This is a genomic window from Haloarcula pelagica (assembly GCF_030127105.1).
Lineage (GTDB): Archaea > Halobacteriota > Halobacteria > Halobacteriales > Haloarculaceae > Haloarcula > Haloarcula pelagica.
In genome coordinates this window covers 3336401-3351275 of the sequence record NZ_CP126161.1, presented here as the reverse complement: position 1 = coordinate 3351275, position 14875 = coordinate 3336401, and the positions used below count along the sequence as shown (strand labels likewise).

Below are 14875 nucleotides of genomic sequence, written 5' to 3'. Positions count from 1 at the left end.
ACCCACGCCGAGGTAATGAGTCAACAGCACTACCGAACGGAGTCGGGGGAGTACACGTTCGACGACCTGGCTGTCGTGATGGGGACGTACAACGAGGCAGAGGCGATCGGAACGGTCCTTTCGGATATCGAGGACGTGACCGACGGCGCCGCCGAGGTCGTCTGCGTCGACGGCTCCAGCGACCGGACGCCGGAGATCGCACGCGACCACGGCGCGACGGTCGTCGAACAGGAGCCACAGGGGTACGGCGTCGCCGTCCGGGAGGCGATCCTGACGCCCGACCGGCCGGTCGTGGTCACGACCGACTGTGACGACACGTACCCGATGGAACGGCTCCCGGACTTCCTCGACGAGATCAACGACGGAGCCGACGTGGTCAGTGGCGATCGGCTCTACTACGGCGCCGAGGAGATGCCGGGGATGAACAAGGTCGGGAACGAGCTGTTCGCCCTGCTGGCGAGTGTCCTGATGGGCGAGCGGGCACACGACACGACGACGGGGATGCGAGCCTACCGCCGCGAGGTCGTCCAGAAGATCCGCTGGACGGAGAACACGGGGCTCTCGGCCGAGCTGTTGATTCGGCCGCTGATGCGTGACTACGACGTGCGAGAACGGCCCATCGAGTACGACGAGCGGAAGGGCGAGACGAAGCTCGACCCCTTCTCCGGCGGCGCCGAGATCGCGAAATCCATCGTGAAGGTCGCCCTCGAAGAGCGGTTCCGGTAGGACCCCGAAAGCCGTTCCTCCCCGCGACGGTGTCGGCGTGGGGCCGAGCCGTCAGGCCCGGCTCTCTCCGGTCGCGTTCACCGTCACGTCCAGGTCGATGTCGTACTGGTAGCTGCCCGGAACGTGTGCGGCCGGCACCTCGCACTCTCCGTCAGTCCAGCAGACCTCCACCCGGGGCGTGAGGGTTCGTACCACCTCCCCGCGCTGGTCGACGGGAAGTTCTACCCGATAGTTGTACCCCGAGCCCGCGCCGTAATCCACGAACGCGACGAGCGTGACAGTGCCGGCGTCCGGCGTCGGTACCGAGAGAGTCTCGTTCGATTCGACTCCTCGGAGCCGCGTCGTCTCGGCGTCGGTCACCAACCGTAGCAAGAGCGGGTCCGTCCCGTTGACCGTGGCCGTGGCTTCCCGGTCCCCGTTGGTGAGTCGGACGGACGTGAGACGTGCCGGCGCCGGGGCCACGGCCTCGAGACCGGTGGTTACCGCTTTGCCCTCGGCGAGGCGGACCCGCTGTATCCGCGGGTCGACGGACTGGCCGCGGTAGGGGGCCCACTCGTCCCGGTAGTCGTAGCGGTAGTACCGCCGGTCGGGGTAGTTGTCGACCACCGCGAACTGCCTGTCGCCCATCGCGTACACCGTGTCACCGTCGAAGCCGGGGTCGTTGCGGAGGTACTGGAACGGGTGGTGCAGCCAATCGCCGTACGGCGTCGGGAGGAAGACGACAGCGTCCGAGAGATCCCGTTCCTCGAAGGGTTCGTACGCCCGGTCGTACTGCTCGGTGACGACGTAGTTGTCCCGAACCGGCTCGGCGGCGGCCGTCACGGCGACACCACCCCCGACCGTCGCACAGACGAGCGCGACTACGAGGAGGACGGGCCGGACCCGCCGGGGCCGAACCCGGTCCTCGACCGCCGTCCGGAGCCCACGGGCGACCCACAGGCTCCCGACGGCACCGAACGCGGCGGCGGGGACGAGCACGTCGACGTGGTAGAACGGGCCCAGGAAGCGCACGAGCCCGTCGGTCGGGTCCGAGATGGTGCCGAGCATGTTGACCGTCCCCCAGAAGTAGAGGTTCCCCAGCGGGACGGTCAGGAACACCCCCGCGAGCGCCGCCTGCCGACTGTCGAACCCACGGCGGCGCGTGACGGCCACCCCCACCGCCGCGGCGACGGTCCCGAGCGGCCCGGCGACCAGCCACTGCGTGGCGAGTTTCCGGAGGAGTTCCCCGTTGGCCCGCACGGAGAGTGCGGGGGTGAACTCCCGCGAGTACGCTAAGATCGACCGTCGCCCGAAGCCGAGCCCGTCGTTGGGGGCGAACGCCTGGTACGGAAAGACCAGCGGGTCGCCCGTGGTGAGGGTGTTGTACCCCAGCGCCAGCAGGACGCCGGCGGTGCCGAAGACGGCGGTGAGACCGACCCGTTCGAGGGGCGCCCGGCGGAGCCGCCGGCACGACCAGAGGGCGTGACAGATAAACGGCGTCGCGAACAGCACCGCGGTGTACGGTCGGGTGAAGAAGGCGATCCCGGCACAGGCACCCGCCAGCGCGGCGAGCGGGCGGCTCCCCGTCCGGTCGGCACGGAGGTAGCTCGCGGCGAACGCGAGGTTCCAGAACGTCGCCGGGACGTAGGAGAGAAACACCGCAGCGTTGACCAGGAACAGCGGCGACGCGAGCAACAGGACGCTCGCGACGACGCCGGTCCGCGCGTCGAACGCCTCACGAGTGGTGTGGTACAGCCCCGCGAGGGTACCCGTGGCCACGAGCCCGAGCGCCACGCGATACCCCCCGAGCAGTTTCCCGACGGCGAACATCGCGGCCGGGACCGGCGTGTACTTCGCGTACAGGCCCCGTGGGCTCTCGACGAAGAACCACGGGCGGAACACGTCTTCGACGGGCGGACGGAGGAACAGTCGCCCCTCCAGCAACATCGCGGCCTGCTGGAGGTAGACTCCCTCGTCGTGGTTGCTCGTGTGATACGGGAAAACGACGTGTGCGAGCGCGAAGACGACCAGCCCGCCCAGCAACGCGACGACGGCGGCCTGGACCCCCGGTCGTCGCAGTCGTCTCATTCGACCGGATACCACGCCAGTTCGTGGTCGGCGACGAGATCCACCTCGACCGGCTCCCCCGCCTCGAACGTCTCGACGTGGTTGTGCATACAGTGGACCACGTCGCCGCTGTGGAGTTCGACCCGGTAGACGAACGACGGACCGTTGTACTGGCGATGGACGACTGCGCCGTCGGCGGTGCCCTCGTTGGTCGGCGTCGCGCGGAGGTCGTCGGGCCGGACGAGCACGTCTACCGTCGCCCCCGTGTAGGCCCCGACGGAGCCGTTCAGTCGCTCGGTCGGGAACGTCCCCAGGCTCGTCTCGACGCCGCTGGTCGTGACCTGCGCCGAGAGGAAACTCGCCTGGCCGAGGAAACTCGCGACGAACCGGCTCTCGGGGTTCTCGAACACCGTCGTCGGGTCGCCGATCTGTTCGACGGTCCCGTCGTTCATGATCGCCACCCGGTCGCTGATCGACAGGGCCTCCTCCTGATCGTGGGTGACCGAGATGGCGGTGACTCCGGCCCGCTTGAGGATCTTGCGGACCTCCTCGCGCATCTCCACCCGCAGGCGAACGTCGAGGTTCGAGAACGGTTCGTCGAGCAAGAGCACATCCGGTTCGGGCGCCAGCGACCGGGCCAGCGCGACCCGCTGTTGTTGCCCCCCAGAGAGGTTGCTCGGCATCTTGTCGTGGTGGTCGGTGAGGTCGACCAGATCGAGCAGCGTGTCCACCCGCTGTTCGATCTCGGCCTCCTCCGTGAGCCCGAAGGCGACGTTCTCGGCCACCGTGAGGTGGGGAAACAGCGCGAAATCCTGGAAGACGATCCCCACGTCGCGCTGATCGGGCTGTCGGAACCCCCCGTCCTCGCCGCCGGTGACCGTCTCGCCGGCGATCGAGATCGACCCCTCGGTGGGCCGTTCCAGCCCCGCAAGCAGGCGGAGTGTCGTCGTCTTCCCACAGCCGGACGGCCCCAACAGCGTGAGCAGTTCACCGTCCTTGACCGACAGCGAGAGGTCGTCGACGGCCAGTTCCTGGCCGTAGTCTTTCGTGACGCCGTTCACGTCGAGGACGATCCGTTCGGGATCGTCGACGGCCGCTTCGACTGTGTCGAAATCCGAGGCGTACTGTTCCTGATATCTGTGAGACATATTATCGGCACTCCTGTGTTCCGTCGCCGGTCGGTGCCGGCAGACGGCGTCGCTCGTCTCTGCCTGGGGACACCAGTCGCATGTACGTGACGGAATCGCGGCAGTACCCGCCCGCGGGGCGACTGGGAGTCACGCGTCCGGCCCCCGCCGGTAGCTCTGTATCCCGCCGGGGTGGCCCTGCGGGTTCTCGATCCCGACGAGTTTCCCGCCGGTCGGGGAGGCGTACAGCGCGAACAGGAGTTCGTTGACGACGAAGTACCGGACCCGCTGGCCGTCCGACCCGTCGGGGTCCGGTTCGATCGTGTCGACGTTCATCCGTCTGAGCGCTTGGTCCCGGGTCTCCGGGGAGAGCGCCGCGAACTCGTCGTCGAACCACGCTCGGGCGTACTCGTCGAGGTACGCGGCCGCGTCGGCGATCCCGTCCGCGTGGTCCGGCTGGTCGCGTGCCCGCCCTCGGACGAACCGGCGGACGAACTCGTCGGCACCGGACACCTCCGTCGGGTAGAGCACTTCGGCCGCCGCCGTGAGCGTCCGGAATACGTCTTCTCCGAGCGGCTCCGACTGGGTCGTAGCGGTCCCGTCGTCGGTCCCCACAGTCGCGTCGCTCCTGTCGTCAGTCGCGAGGAGAACAGCGCCGCCGCCACCGACCGCGACGCCGGCCGCTGAGAGGGCCGCGATAGCGTCCCGACGACTCAGTTCCATACGACATCTGTTAGGCAAACCTAAACTTATGGATTGCGTTCGCCCGCGGTCAGGTTCGTCTCGACTGAGGTCCCGTTCGGACCCGTCCCGGGGACGTACGCGGCCGCGCCGCCGCAGGCGCGTGCGTTACGACACCGCTCGATCCGCGGGGTGAGCGCTCGGACCCGGTCGTCCGCGGCGTCGACCGGAAGATCGAACCGATAAGCGAAGCCACTCCCACCGCCGTAGTCGACGAAGACCGTCGTCCGAACCGTCTCCCTGCCGTCGACCGCCAGTGTCTTGTTCTGGAGGGGACGAGCGTCGCCGCGAAGCCTGGCACGCTCGTCCACGAGGACGGCCAGCGACAGTTCCTCGCCGGGGTCGGGCACCACGTAGTAGGCGCTCCGGCCGTCGACGCCGAGCCGTACCGTGACGCCAGTGGCGCCGTCCGGGATCCCCACGGTCGTCCCCAGGCGGACCTGCTCGCCGTCGACATCACGGACCGCCTGGAGGTACGCCGCGCTCGGCGACCCGGCGTAGGGAGCCCACGCGCCGCGGTAGACGTACCGGTAGAACCGGCGGTCGGGGAACGCGTCGTGGACCGCGAAGGGCTCGTCGTCGATGGCGTAGACGGTGTCGCCGTCGTACCCCGGATCGTTGCGGATGTACTGGAACGGATGGTTGAGCCAGTCGCCGTACGGGTCCGGCAGGAGGACCACGGCGTTTTCGGGCGAACCGCCCTCGAAGGGCTCGTAGGCGTCCTCGTAAGTTCGGGTCACCTCCAAGTTCTCCGAGAGCGGGGCGTCCATGTTCCCCGCGGTGATCCCGCCCAGCGACGCGGTGCTCACGAGGACGAGCGCTGCCACGGCGACACGCGCGGACCGTCCATCGGCGCGATCGGCGAGCGCGTCCTTGATCGCTCGGACGACACCGAGCGCCCCCCGGGCGGCGAAGGCCGCGGTCGGGACCAGCAGATCGAAGTGATAGTACGGGCCAAGCGCCGAGACCAGCCCGTCGCCTGCGACTTCGAGGTCCCCGAGGATGTTGTAGTTCCCCCAGAAGTAGACGTTGCCCGCCGCGACGCTGAGAGCGATCCCCCCGACGACCGCCTGGCGGGCGGTGAGTCCGGCCCGCACGGCGAGGGCGACGCCGACGGCCGCGAGGCCGGCCCCCGCCAGCCCGCCGGCGATCCACTCGGTGAAAAACAGATCGAGTACCACCCGGTTCGCCCGGACGGCGAGTTCGGGCGTGTAGACGATCTCGTGGCCGAGGATCTCGCGCTGACCGAAGCCGAGGCCGTCCGCCGGCGCGAACACCTGGTAGGGGAACCGGAAGGGCGCGCCGGTCACGACGGCGTTGTACCCGAGCGTGAGGACGACGCCCGCCGAGCCCAGCGTTGCGGTCGCCGCCTGCCGCGGGAGCGCCTCGCGGGGGTTCTGCCAGAGCGTCCAGCAGGCGTGGACGATGAACGGCGTCGCGAACAGCACCGCGGTGTAGGGCCGCGAGAAGAACGCCAGCCCGATCGCCGCCCCGGCCCCGGCCGCGACCCGCCGGTCACCGGTCCGGTCCGCGCGGAGGTACGCGTAGCCGAAGGCGAGGTTCAGCAGGGTCGTCGGCGCGTACGGGAGAAACACCGAGGAGTCGATCAGAAAGAGCGGCGAGGCCAGGACGAACGCGCCGGCGAGCAGCCCCGTCCGGTAGTCGAACGCTTCCCGAACGAGCCCGACGACGCCGAGGACGTTCCCCGCGGCGATGGCGACCAGCGCCACGCGATACCCTCCGAGCAGTTTCCCGACGGCGAACATCGCCCCCGGGACGGGCGCGTACTTCGGGTACATCCCGCGCTCGCTCTCGATGAAGAACCACGGCCGGACGGCCCCCTCGACCGGTGACTGGAGGAACAGTCGTCCCTCGAGCAACATCGCGGCCTGCTGGAGGTAGACCCCCTCGTCGTGGTTCAGCGAGTGGTACGGGAACACCTCCGTCGAGACGAACGCGACGGCGGCGGCGGCCAGGACCGCGAGAGCGGCCGTCGCCAGGCGGTTCCAGCGGAACTCTGATCGGGTCATCTTCTCGTCAGTCGCCTCGCCCTTCCTGTGCCAGGATGACCGCCATCGAGAGCCCGGAGACGACCACCAGTACCAGCGCCGGCACGGCGGCGGCGCCGTACAGCCCCGCCTCCTGGACCCGCCAGATGTAGGTCACGAGGGTGTCGAACCGAAGCGGTCGCAGGAGCAATGTCGCCGGCAACTCCTTCATCGTCGTCAGGAACACCAGCGCCGCACCGGTCGCGATCCCCGGTACCACGAGCGGGAGCGTCACCGACCGGAACGTCCCCATCCGGGACCGGCCCAGGACGCGGGCCGCCTCGACGAGCCCCTGATCGACCTGGAGCCGTGAGGTACGGATCGAGCCGATGGCTTGGGGCATGAACCGGACCACGTAGGCAAACACCAACAGCGGGATCGTCTTGTACAATGCCGGGAGGACATCGAGGCTGAAACTCACGAGCGCGATCGCGAGCACGATCCCCGGGGCAGCATACCCGACGTAGGGCGCACGGTCCGCGAGCGACGCGAGCCGGGACTCGGAAGTCGCCGACCGGAGCCCGATGGGGACCGCCACGAGGACCGCACCGCCGGCAGCCAGTAGCGCGACGTAGACGGAGTTGAGCCCGTAGGACCACGAGAAAGCCATCGAGCCGCTGGCGTAGCCCGGCCCGCTCCGGAGGAACCACATCCCGAAGATTGCGATGGGCAGCAAGATTGCCACCGCGCCGACGAGCGCGGGCAACAGCGTCGCCGGGAAGCGCCACAGCCCCAGATCGAGGTCGAAGGCGCCGCGGTTGCCGCTGCTGCCGTACGCGCCGGAGTCGTCGGCCCCCGTGCGGGATTCGAGCGCGAGGACGACGGCGGTCACGGCGAACAACTCCAGGGACAGGAGGGCAGCGTACTCGCGCATGAACGCGTTGTAGCGGGCGTAGATGAACTGCGTGAACACCTCGACGCGCATGATGTTTGGCGTCCCGAAGTCCGAGAGGGTGTACAGCGCGACCAGCAGCGCGCCGGCGGTGATTCCCGGCAGGATCTGTGGCAGCGTGACTCGGCGGAACGCCTCCCACCGGCTCGCGTTGAGTGTCCGTGCGGCCTCGACGAGTGAAGCGTCTAGCGACAGCAGCGACGCCCGCGTCGTCAGGAAGACGTACGGGTAGGTGTACAGCGTGAGGACGATAGCGGCGCCGGTAAAGCCGTAGATCGTCGGTACCTGGTCGATCCCCAGCGGCGCGAGCGTGTCGGCCAGTGCCCCGCGGGGGCCAAACGCCGAGACGGCCGCGAAGGCGCCGAGGTAGCTGGGGATCGCCAGCGGCAGGGCCGCGACGACGGTCCAGAACCTGCGGAACGGCAGTCCGCCCTGGACCGTCAGGACAGCCAGGGGGACGCCGACGACGACGCTCCCGGCGGTGACGGCGCCGACGAGGGCGACGCTCCGGACGAGTACCTGCAGCGTCTGTGGGGCGACGGTCAGCGAGAGCGCCCGCGAGCCGAGCCCGAACACGTCGACGATAAGCCAGCCTAACGGCGCGACGAGGGCCGCCGCGACGGCCGCCGACAGGAGTGTCAGCCCGCGGCCGACGGCGGAGTCCTCATCGTCGGTGGCACGCGTTCGAACAGCCGCGACGCGCTCCCGGACCTTCATCCGAGGACGTTCGCCTCGCGCATCAGCTGGAGGGTCGGTTCGAGGTCAGAGAGCTCCGATAGATCGATGTCCGGCGGGTTCAGCTGGTCGACGGTCGGGAGCCCACCCGCCGGCTCGACCCCGGAGATCATCGGGTACGCGAAACTGACGGTCGTGAAGAACTCCTGGGCCTCCGCCGAGAGCAGGTGCCTGACGAAGTTGTTGACGAGGTCGGCCTTCTGGGTCCCCTGGATACGGAGCGCGCCGGCGACGTTGACCAGCGCCCCCGCGTCACCCTCCGTGAACGCGAGGTCGATCGGGGCGTTGGGCCGCTGGTTCTGGACCCGCAGCGCGTAGTAGTGGTTGGCGAAGCCGGCGTTCAACGCGCCGTCCGCGACCTGATTGGAGACGACGAACTCGTTGGGGTACTGCTCGGTCCCGGCCTCCCGCATCGAGACCAGCCACTGCCTGGCGGCCTCGCGGCCCCGCAGCAGACGCATCGCCGTCACGAAAGACTTGAACGCGCCGTAGGTCGGCGCCCAGCCCATCGTGCCCCGGAGCGCGTCGGTGTCGGGGAAGTCGGCGACCTTGTCCGGGATGTCGCTCTCGCTGAGTTGGTTCGTGTTGTAGGGGACACTGCGGGCCCGGCCGGCCACGCCGACCCAGGCGTTGTCCGACCCACGGAAGCCCTCGGGGACCGGGCTGACCACGTCGTCGGGGAACGGCTCGTAAGCGTCGTTGTCGGCGACGAAGCCGAGCGAACTGGCGTCGATCGACCAGAACACGTCGGCCTGTGGCGATCCGGCGTTGACCTCCTCGACGACGGTCTGGGCCAGCGAGGAGGAGGCGGCGCTGCTTGCGAACACCTCGAAGTCGGGGTAGATCTCCTGGAGCATCTCGACGAACTGGAAGTAGATGCCTCCTTCGCCGCCCCCGATGTAGAGGTTCAGCGAACCCGAGAGGTCCGGTAGATCCTGGATAGAGGTGCCCCCCGGTGCCGGGCGCCCCTCGACGAGGGTCCCCGAGCCGCGGAACGCGGACAGGGACGGGATCTCGACGTTCGTCCCCTGCTGGCCGGTGGCACCGTCCCCACCGTCGCTGCCGGAGCCGCCGTCGCTGCCCGAGGCGTTGTCGCCGCCGAACAGCGAGCCACAACCGGCGAGTGCGGTCGCGGCTGTGGTCCCCCCGAGCGCGAGGAACCGGCGGCGCGACGATCCGGTACGAGCGGAACTGTCGTTGGTATCAGTCATCGTTTGTGATGTTGATTTAGGTTTACCTAAATGGTTTGTGTTTTAGTCGTCCGCGGCGGCAGGTACCCGCTCGCCATCCCCGGCTTCGACCGCATCGAGACAGTCCAGCCAGTCGAGCATGAACTCCCCGCAGTAGTTGAGGAAGGCACCGTTTTCCCAGTCGCCGAAGTCGCCGGTCGCCAGGGCTGTGCCCATCTCCTCGAAGACCTCCGCGTAGGAGTCGGCGTCCTCGCCGACCGCGTCGACGATCTCCCAGACGTGCTCGTTGAGTTCGAGCCCGTGGACCTCGTTGGTCAGGTCCGAGAACGTCGAGCGCGGGGCCTTGTTGTGCTCACAGAGCGGGTCGCCGTTGTAGATCTGCTTGCCGAGCACGTCACAGGCGCGCTTGAGGAAGAGGCCGGACCAGATGTCGTCGAACCGGCCCACGTCCCACTCGTTGTCGTCCATCGGGAGCTGGTAGAACGCCGGGACGACCTCCCGGCGGAAGGCGAGGTTCATCGAGCAGACGGTGAGGTAGTTCCCCTCCGCGGCGACGAAGTCTTCGCCGAAGTCGCTCGCCTCGGTGCGGGTCTGGGCCTGTCCCTGGAGGTCGCCGTCCATGAGGATGCGAACGGCGTCGAGGTCGGGAACGTTGGTCCACAGCCCCTGGGAGGCTACCACGTCGTCGACGTGAGTGGGTTCGGTCTCGACAGTCTCGTCCATCGCGGCGTAGGGGTACCCGCGGGGGTAGAGCCCGTGGTCGTCCTCGTTCTGGTAGAGGACGTTGACCCAGGACTCGTCGGAACTGACCGTCTCGATCTCGCCCGAGAAGGCCAGGTTCTCCATGTGGGTGCCGAAGAAGTCCACGTCCTCGTGGGGCGCGGTGTCGTCGTCGATGAACACGCCGTACTCGAAGTCGTTGGCCCACAGGTACAGCAGGCCGAAGGAGGTCTGTGCGTGGCTGGCCGCCGGGATCAGGTCGGCGTACTCCGCGGCGCCGTGATCGGCGAACCACGCCTCGCGTGCGGGGCCGTCGAAGACCTTCCCATCGACGCCTTCCTCGTCGAGCATCTGTTCCATCCCCTCGCTGTCACAGAACTCCTCCGTGACGAGGACGAAGTGGAGCCGATCAGTGTCGAACCCGTGATCCCGGGCGTTCTGTACGTACTCTCGCGTGCAGTCTGGGTTTCGTATCGTCGGGATGACGACACAGATGTCCGAATCCATCGCTACCGGGTACTCTTTAGGCCACCCTAAAATGTCTGTCGCAATCGGATCGGTTCCCACGTGTGTATAAATCAGTGCTTTCCGGCCGAGTAGGCACCGCGATCCGCTCTGACGTGTCAGGTTTTCAGGTTGTGCAAGGAGAACTATTATTTGGTTGTGCTCTGCCTGTAGAGGTAAGAGATGAGTACAGGAACCGAGCGAAGACGGACGAGTCAGCCATGAACCTGGACAACCAGACCTGTGTTGTCACGGGGTCCTCACGGGGGATCGGCCGGGGCATCGCGAAGGACCTCGGCGCCCACGGCGCGAACGTCGTGGTGAACTACCGCTCCTCCGAGCGGGAAGCACAGGCGGTCGTCGACGAGATCCGCGAGGACGGCGGCAACGCCGTCGCCGCCCAGGCCGACGTATCGAAGCTAGAGGAGGTCCAGGCGATGCAGGAGGCCGTCGAAGCGGAGTTCGACGGGGCCGATGTCCTCGTCAACAACGCGGGCATCACCATCGATAAGAAGTTCGAGAACATGACCCGCGAGGACTGGCAGACGGTCATCGATGTGAACCTCGGCGGCGTGTTCAACTGCACGAAGGCGTTCTACGACGACATCCAGGCCGCAGAGCACGGTCGGCTCATCAACATCTCCAGTGTCGTCGGCCAGCAGGGCAACATCGGCCAGGCGAACTACGCGACCACGAAGTCCGGGCTCTTTGGCTTCACCCGGACGCTCGCGCTGGAGTTGGCACACACGGGGTCGACCGCCAACTGCGTCGCACCGGGGTTCGTCAAGACCGACATGCTCGAAGAGGTTCCCCAGCGCGTCCAGGAGAAGATCCTCCGGGAGATCCCCCTCGACCGGTTCGCTCGCGTCGAAGACATCTGTGGGATCGTCCGGTTCGTCGCCAGCGAGGAGTCCAGCTACATGACGGGACAGGTACTCGGAGTCAACGGCGGGATGGAGTGGTAACATGAGTCAACAGGAAGAACCAGACGACGAGGAAACGGCCGATCCGGTCGAGGAACTACTAGAGAAACGCGAACAGGCCCGCCTGGGCGGCGGGGAGGCCCGCATCGAGTCCCAACACGAGAAAGGGAAGATGACCGCCCGCGAGCGGATCGACTTCCTCGTCGACGAGGGGACGTTCAACGAGGTCGACCCCTTCGTCGAACACCGCTCGACGAACTTCGGGATGGAGGACAAGCGCTACCCGGGCGACGCCGTCGTCACCGGCTACGGCGAGGTCGACGGCCGGAAGGTGTTCCTCTTCGCTCACGATTTCACCGTGCTCGGCGGCTCGGTCGGCGAAGTGGTCGCCGACAAGATCTGCAAGGTGATGGACAAGGCGATCCAGAACGGCGTCCCCGTCATCGGGCTCAACGACTCCGGCGGCGCTCGCATCCAGGAGGGCGTCGACTCCCTCGTGGGCTTTGCCAAGATCTTCGAGCGAAACACCAAAGCGAGCGGACTCATCCCGCAGATCTCGGCGATCATGGGGCCGTGTGCCGGCGGCGCGACCTACAGCCCCGCGCTGACCGACTTCACGTTCATGGTCCAGGACACCAGCCACATGTTCATCACGGGGCCGGACGTGATCGAGACCGTCACCGGTGAACAGGTCTCGAAGGAGGAACTGGGCGGAGCCAGCTCCCACTCGACGAAGTCCGGCGTGGCCCACTTCTCGTACCCCTCCGAGGAGGAGGCCTTAGAGAACATCCGCCGACTGCTCTCGTATCTCCCCCAGAACAACATGGAGGACCCGCCGTCGGTCTCCCCCTGGGACGACCCCGACCGAGAGGTGCCGGAGGTCACCGACATCGTCCCCTCGGCGCCCCGGAAGCCGTACGACATGACCCAGGTCGTCGACAGCATCGTCGACGAGGGCTCGTTCTTCGAGGTCCACGGCAACTGGGCGCGCAACGTCATCACCGGCTTCTCCCGGATGGACGGCAACTCCGTCGGCGTCGTCGCCAACCAGCCCCGCGTGAGCGCGGGCACGCTCGACATCGACGCCGCCGAGAAGGCCGCTCGCTTCGTCCGCTTCTGTGACTCGTTCAACATCCCGATCCTCACGTTCGTCGACGTGCCCGGGTTCATGCCCGGGACCGACCAGGAGCACAACGGGATCATCCGCCGGGGCGCGAAGCTCATCTACGCCTACGCCGAGGCGACGGTGCCGCTCCTCTCCGTGGTCGTCCGCAAAGCCTACGGCGGTGCTTACATCGTGATGTCCTCGAAGTTCCTGGGCAGCGATGTCAACTACGCCTGGCCCGGCTCGGAGATGGCGGTGCTCGGTCCGCGGGGCGCGGTCAACATCCTCTACCGGAAAGAGATCGCAAACGCCGACGACCCCGACGCCAAGCGCCAGGAGCTGATGGACGAGTTCCGCGAGGAGTTCGCCCACCCCTACGGCCCGGCCAAGCGGGGCTACCTCGACGACGTGATCGAGCCCAAAGACACCCGCAAACGGCTCATCGAGGACCTGGACCTGCTCCAGCGCAAGCGCGAGGAGACGCCGCCCAAGGACCACGGCAACATCCCGCTGTGACCGACTGAAACGGCAGCCACTCCGCTGGCTCGCAGCCGACACCACGCTGTGGACGGACGCTGGACGGCAAAACCGGATCGGTTACCCGTATCGCGGCCGGTCAGTGAAACTCCTGTAGGACTTCGAGGTCCCGGCTCGTCTGCATGAACTCCGCGAGCGGCGCCGTAGCCCCACAGCTGTGACAGTCGAAGTCGGTGTCGGGCGCCCGGAGGTCGCCGACCTGTGCTTCCCAGTGCTCCTCGCAATCGGGACACTGCAGCGTGACCCATGCTTCCTGCATGAGTGAGACTGACAGACAGTCAGTAAAGAATCTTGTGTGGGTTCCCGGACACCGACAGCACCCCCGGATCGTTTTCGGCCTGCCTAAAGTTAGGAAGGTTTAAGATAGTTAGGCCAGCCTAAATCGAATATGGATCGACGGGACTTCGTTCGAGCGAGCGGGATCGCACTCACAGGAGCTATCGCCGGCTGTTCCGAGGGCAGCGGGAGCGACGACGGGAGTACCACGACGAATGTGGCGACCGACTCCGGGACACCGACGGACGAACCGACGGAGACGGACACAGCGTCCGGTGCGGACTCGTACTCGGTTTCGATGGCGCCGGTCGGGGAGGTCACCTTCGACAGCGTCCCTGAGCGCTGGATCGCCTACGACGGCGGCTTCGCCGATATGGCCGTCGCGCTGGGCCAGGCGGACGGGATCACCGGCATCGGCTACGCCGACCGGTACTACACCTACGTCTACGACGAACTGGACGGCGTGGGCGTCGATCGGTCGACGCTCACCGAGAACGAACTACTGGGGGACACCATCCCCAAGGAGCCGTTCTACGCGCTGGAGAACGACGTTCATCTGATGGACCCCAAAATGCTCGTCAACTGGTTCGGCTGGACCCAGTCGGATGTCGACGAGATCACCGACAACGTCGCACCGTTCGTCGGGAACCTCATCTTCCGCCGGGAAGACAGTTGGCACGACTACCGCTACTACACGCTGTACGAGGCCTTCGAGAAGGTCGCCGCGGTGTTCGACGAGCGCGAGCGCTACGAGGCGCTGAAAGCCTACCACGACGAGTTCATCACCGGACTCCAGACCGACCTCCCCTCGGCCGGTGACCGACCGAACGTCCTGCTCACCTACGCCGGCAGCGACCAGCCCAAGCAGTTCTCGCCGTACCGGCTGAACGACAAGGGGACGAGCAAGAAACAGTGGCACGACCTCGGCGTCGCCGACGCGCTCGCCGGAACGGAGATCGACGGACTCAGCACCTCCGACCGCGGGAGGATCGACTACGAAGCGATGCTGACGATCGACCCCGATGTCCTACTGGTCCGGGGACACGAACGCAAATCGCCCGAGCAGTTCCGCGATAGCGTCCTCGCGTTCATGGAGGAGCACGACGTGGCCAGCGAACTCACCGCCGTCCAGAACGGGCGGGTGTACCGCGGCGGCTTCCTCCACCAGGGACCGATCCAGAACTTCTTCCAGACCGAGCGGGCGGCCCAACAGCTGTTCCCCGACACCTTCGGCGCCGTCACGAGCGACCGGCAGCTGTTCGACCGGGACCGCATCGCCGGCATCGTCACCGGAGACGACTGAGG

Annotated in this window: 12 protein-coding genes; 4 read left to right on the top strand and 8 right to left on the bottom strand. The window is 67.3% G+C overall.

Translation table 11 applies throughout. From position 1 onward, the window contains the following. Positions 1-15: 15 nt before the first annotated feature. The gene (locus tag P1L40_RS17720) at positions 16-726 is read left to right on the top strand and encodes a dolichyl-phosphate hexose transferase (protein ID WP_284008990.1); all 711 of its coding nucleotides are present in this window, start codon (positions 16-18) and stop codon (positions 724-726) included. A gap of 51 nt (positions 727-777) precedes the next feature. Here P1L40_RS17720 and P1L40_RS17715 read toward each other — a convergent pair whose 3' ends face one another. The 7 genes from P1L40_RS17715 to P1L40_RS17685 all read right to left on the bottom strand — a co-directional run bounded on the left by P1L40_RS17715 (position 778) and on the right by P1L40_RS17685 (position 10732). Then, the gene (locus P1L40_RS17715; protein ID WP_284008989.1) at positions 778-2793 is read right to left on the bottom strand and encodes an ArnT family glycosyltransferase; all 2016 of its coding nucleotides are present in this window, start codon (positions 2791-2793) and stop codon (positions 778-780) included. Then, positions 2790-3920 carry an ABC transporter ATP-binding protein gene (locus P1L40_RS17710; RefSeq protein WP_284008988.1) on the bottom strand — a complete coding sequence of 377 codons (1131 nt, stop codon included), beginning with the start codon at positions 3918-3920 and terminating at the stop codon, positions 2790-2792. The genes P1L40_RS17715 and P1L40_RS17710 overlap by 4 nt, the downstream gene beginning before the upstream one ends. Before the next feature lie 129 nt (positions 3921-4049). Further along, the gene (locus P1L40_RS17705) at positions 4050-4622 is read right to left on the bottom strand and encodes a gluconate 2-dehydrogenase subunit 3 family protein (protein WP_284008986.1); all 573 of its coding nucleotides are present in this window, start codon (positions 4620-4622) and stop codon (positions 4050-4052) included. 26 nt (positions 4623-4648) lie between these two features. After that, a complete protein-coding gene (locus P1L40_RS17700; RefSeq protein WP_284008985.1) occupies positions 4649-6670 on the bottom strand; it encodes an ArnT family glycosyltransferase in 2022 nt (673 codons plus the stop codon). 7 nt (positions 6671-6677) lie between these two features. Next, positions 6678-8297 (bottom strand): ABC transporter permease, encoded by a 1620-nt coding sequence (locus tag P1L40_RS17695; protein ID WP_284008984.1) that lies wholly within the window; start codon positions 8295-8297, stop codon positions 6678-6680. Further along, positions 8294-9526 carry an extracellular solute-binding protein gene (locus P1L40_RS17690; RefSeq protein ID WP_284008983.1) on the bottom strand — a complete coding sequence of 411 codons (1233 nt, stop codon included), beginning with the start codon at positions 9524-9526 and terminating at the stop codon, positions 8294-8296. The genes P1L40_RS17695 and P1L40_RS17690 overlap by 4 nt, the downstream gene beginning before the upstream one ends. Positions 9527-9568: 42 nt before the next feature. After that, a complete protein-coding gene (locus tag P1L40_RS17685; RefSeq protein WP_284008982.1) occupies positions 9569-10732 on the bottom strand; it encodes an alpha-1 4-glucan-protein synthase in 1164 nt (387 codons plus the stop codon). Positions 10733-10950: 218 nt separating this feature from the next. On the opposite strand from P1L40_RS17685, the gene P1L40_RS17680 reads away from it, so the two are divergent. Together P1L40_RS17680 and P1L40_RS17675 are read left to right on the top strand one after the other, a co-directional pair. Then, a complete protein-coding gene (locus P1L40_RS17680; protein WP_284008980.1) occupies positions 10951-11694 on the top strand; it encodes a beta-ketoacyl-ACP reductase in 744 nt (247 codons plus the stop codon). Position 11695: 1 nt separating this feature from the next. Beyond that, positions 11696-13273: an acyl-CoA carboxylase subunit beta gene (locus P1L40_RS17675; RefSeq protein WP_284008978.1), complete on the top strand. Its 1578-nt coding sequence runs from the start codon at positions 11696-11698 to the stop codon at positions 13271-13273. Between the two features lie 100 nt (positions 13274-13373). On the opposite strand, the gene P1L40_RS17670 is transcribed toward P1L40_RS17675, so the two are convergent. Continuing rightward, positions 13374-13553 carry a DUF7836 family putative zinc-binding protein gene (locus P1L40_RS17670; protein WP_284008976.1) on the bottom strand — a complete coding sequence of 60 codons (180 nt, stop codon included), beginning with the start codon at positions 13551-13553 and terminating at the stop codon, positions 13374-13376. 129 nt (positions 13554-13682) lie between these two features. On the opposite strand from P1L40_RS17670, the gene P1L40_RS17665 reads away from it, so the two are divergent. Next, positions 13683-14873 carry an ABC transporter substrate-binding protein gene (locus P1L40_RS17665; protein ID WP_284008974.1) on the top strand — a complete coding sequence of 397 codons (1191 nt, stop codon included), beginning with the start codon at positions 13683-13685 and terminating at the stop codon, positions 14871-14873. The last annotated feature ends 2 nt before the right edge of the window (positions 14874-14875 follow it).

Bases quoted from the DNA above. Each gene is read 5' to 3' on its own strand.
- P1L40_RS17665 (WP_284008974.1), top strand. From the start codon at position 13,683: ATGGATCGACGGGACTTCGTTCGAGCGAGCGGGATCGCACTCACAGGA.
- P1L40_RS17690 (WP_284008983.1), bottom strand. From the start codon at position 9,526: ATGACTGATACCAACGACAGTTCCGCTCGTACCGGATCGTCGCGCCGC.
- P1L40_RS17710 (WP_284008988.1), bottom strand. From the start codon at position 3,920: ATGTCTCACAGATATCAGGAACAGTACGCCTCGGATTTCGACACAGTC.
- P1L40_RS17715 (WP_284008989.1), bottom strand. From the start codon at position 2,793: ATGAGACGACTGCGACGACCGGGGGTCCAGGCCGCCGTCGTCGCGTTG.
- P1L40_RS17670 (WP_284008976.1), bottom strand. From the start codon at position 13,553: ATGCAGGAAGCATGGGTCACGCTGCAGTGTCCCGATTGCGAGGAGCAC.
- P1L40_RS17720 (WP_284008990.1), top strand. From the start codon at position 16: ATGAGTCAACAGCACTACCGAACGGAGTCGGGGGAGTACACGTTCGAC.
- P1L40_RS17700 (WP_284008985.1), bottom strand. From the start codon at position 6,670: ATGACCCGATCAGAGTTCCGCTGGAACCGCCTGGCGACGGCCGCTCTC.
- P1L40_RS17695 (WP_284008984.1), bottom strand. From the start codon at position 8,297: ATGAAGGTCCGGGAGCGCGTCGCGGCTGTTCGAACGCGTGCCACCGAC.
- P1L40_RS17675 (WP_284008978.1), top strand. From the start codon at position 11,696: ATGAGTCAACAGGAAGAACCAGACGACGAGGAAACGGCCGATCCGGTC.
- P1L40_RS17705 (WP_284008986.1), bottom strand. From the start codon at position 4,622: ATGGAACTGAGTCGTCGGGACGCTATCGCGGCCCTCTCAGCGGCCGGC.
- P1L40_RS17685 (WP_284008982.1), bottom strand. From the start codon at position 10,732: ATGGATTCGGACATCTGTGTCGTCATCCCGACGATACGAAACCCAGAC.
- P1L40_RS17680 (WP_284008980.1), top strand. From the start codon at position 10,951: ATGAACCTGGACAACCAGACCTGTGTTGTCACGGGGTCCTCACGGGGG.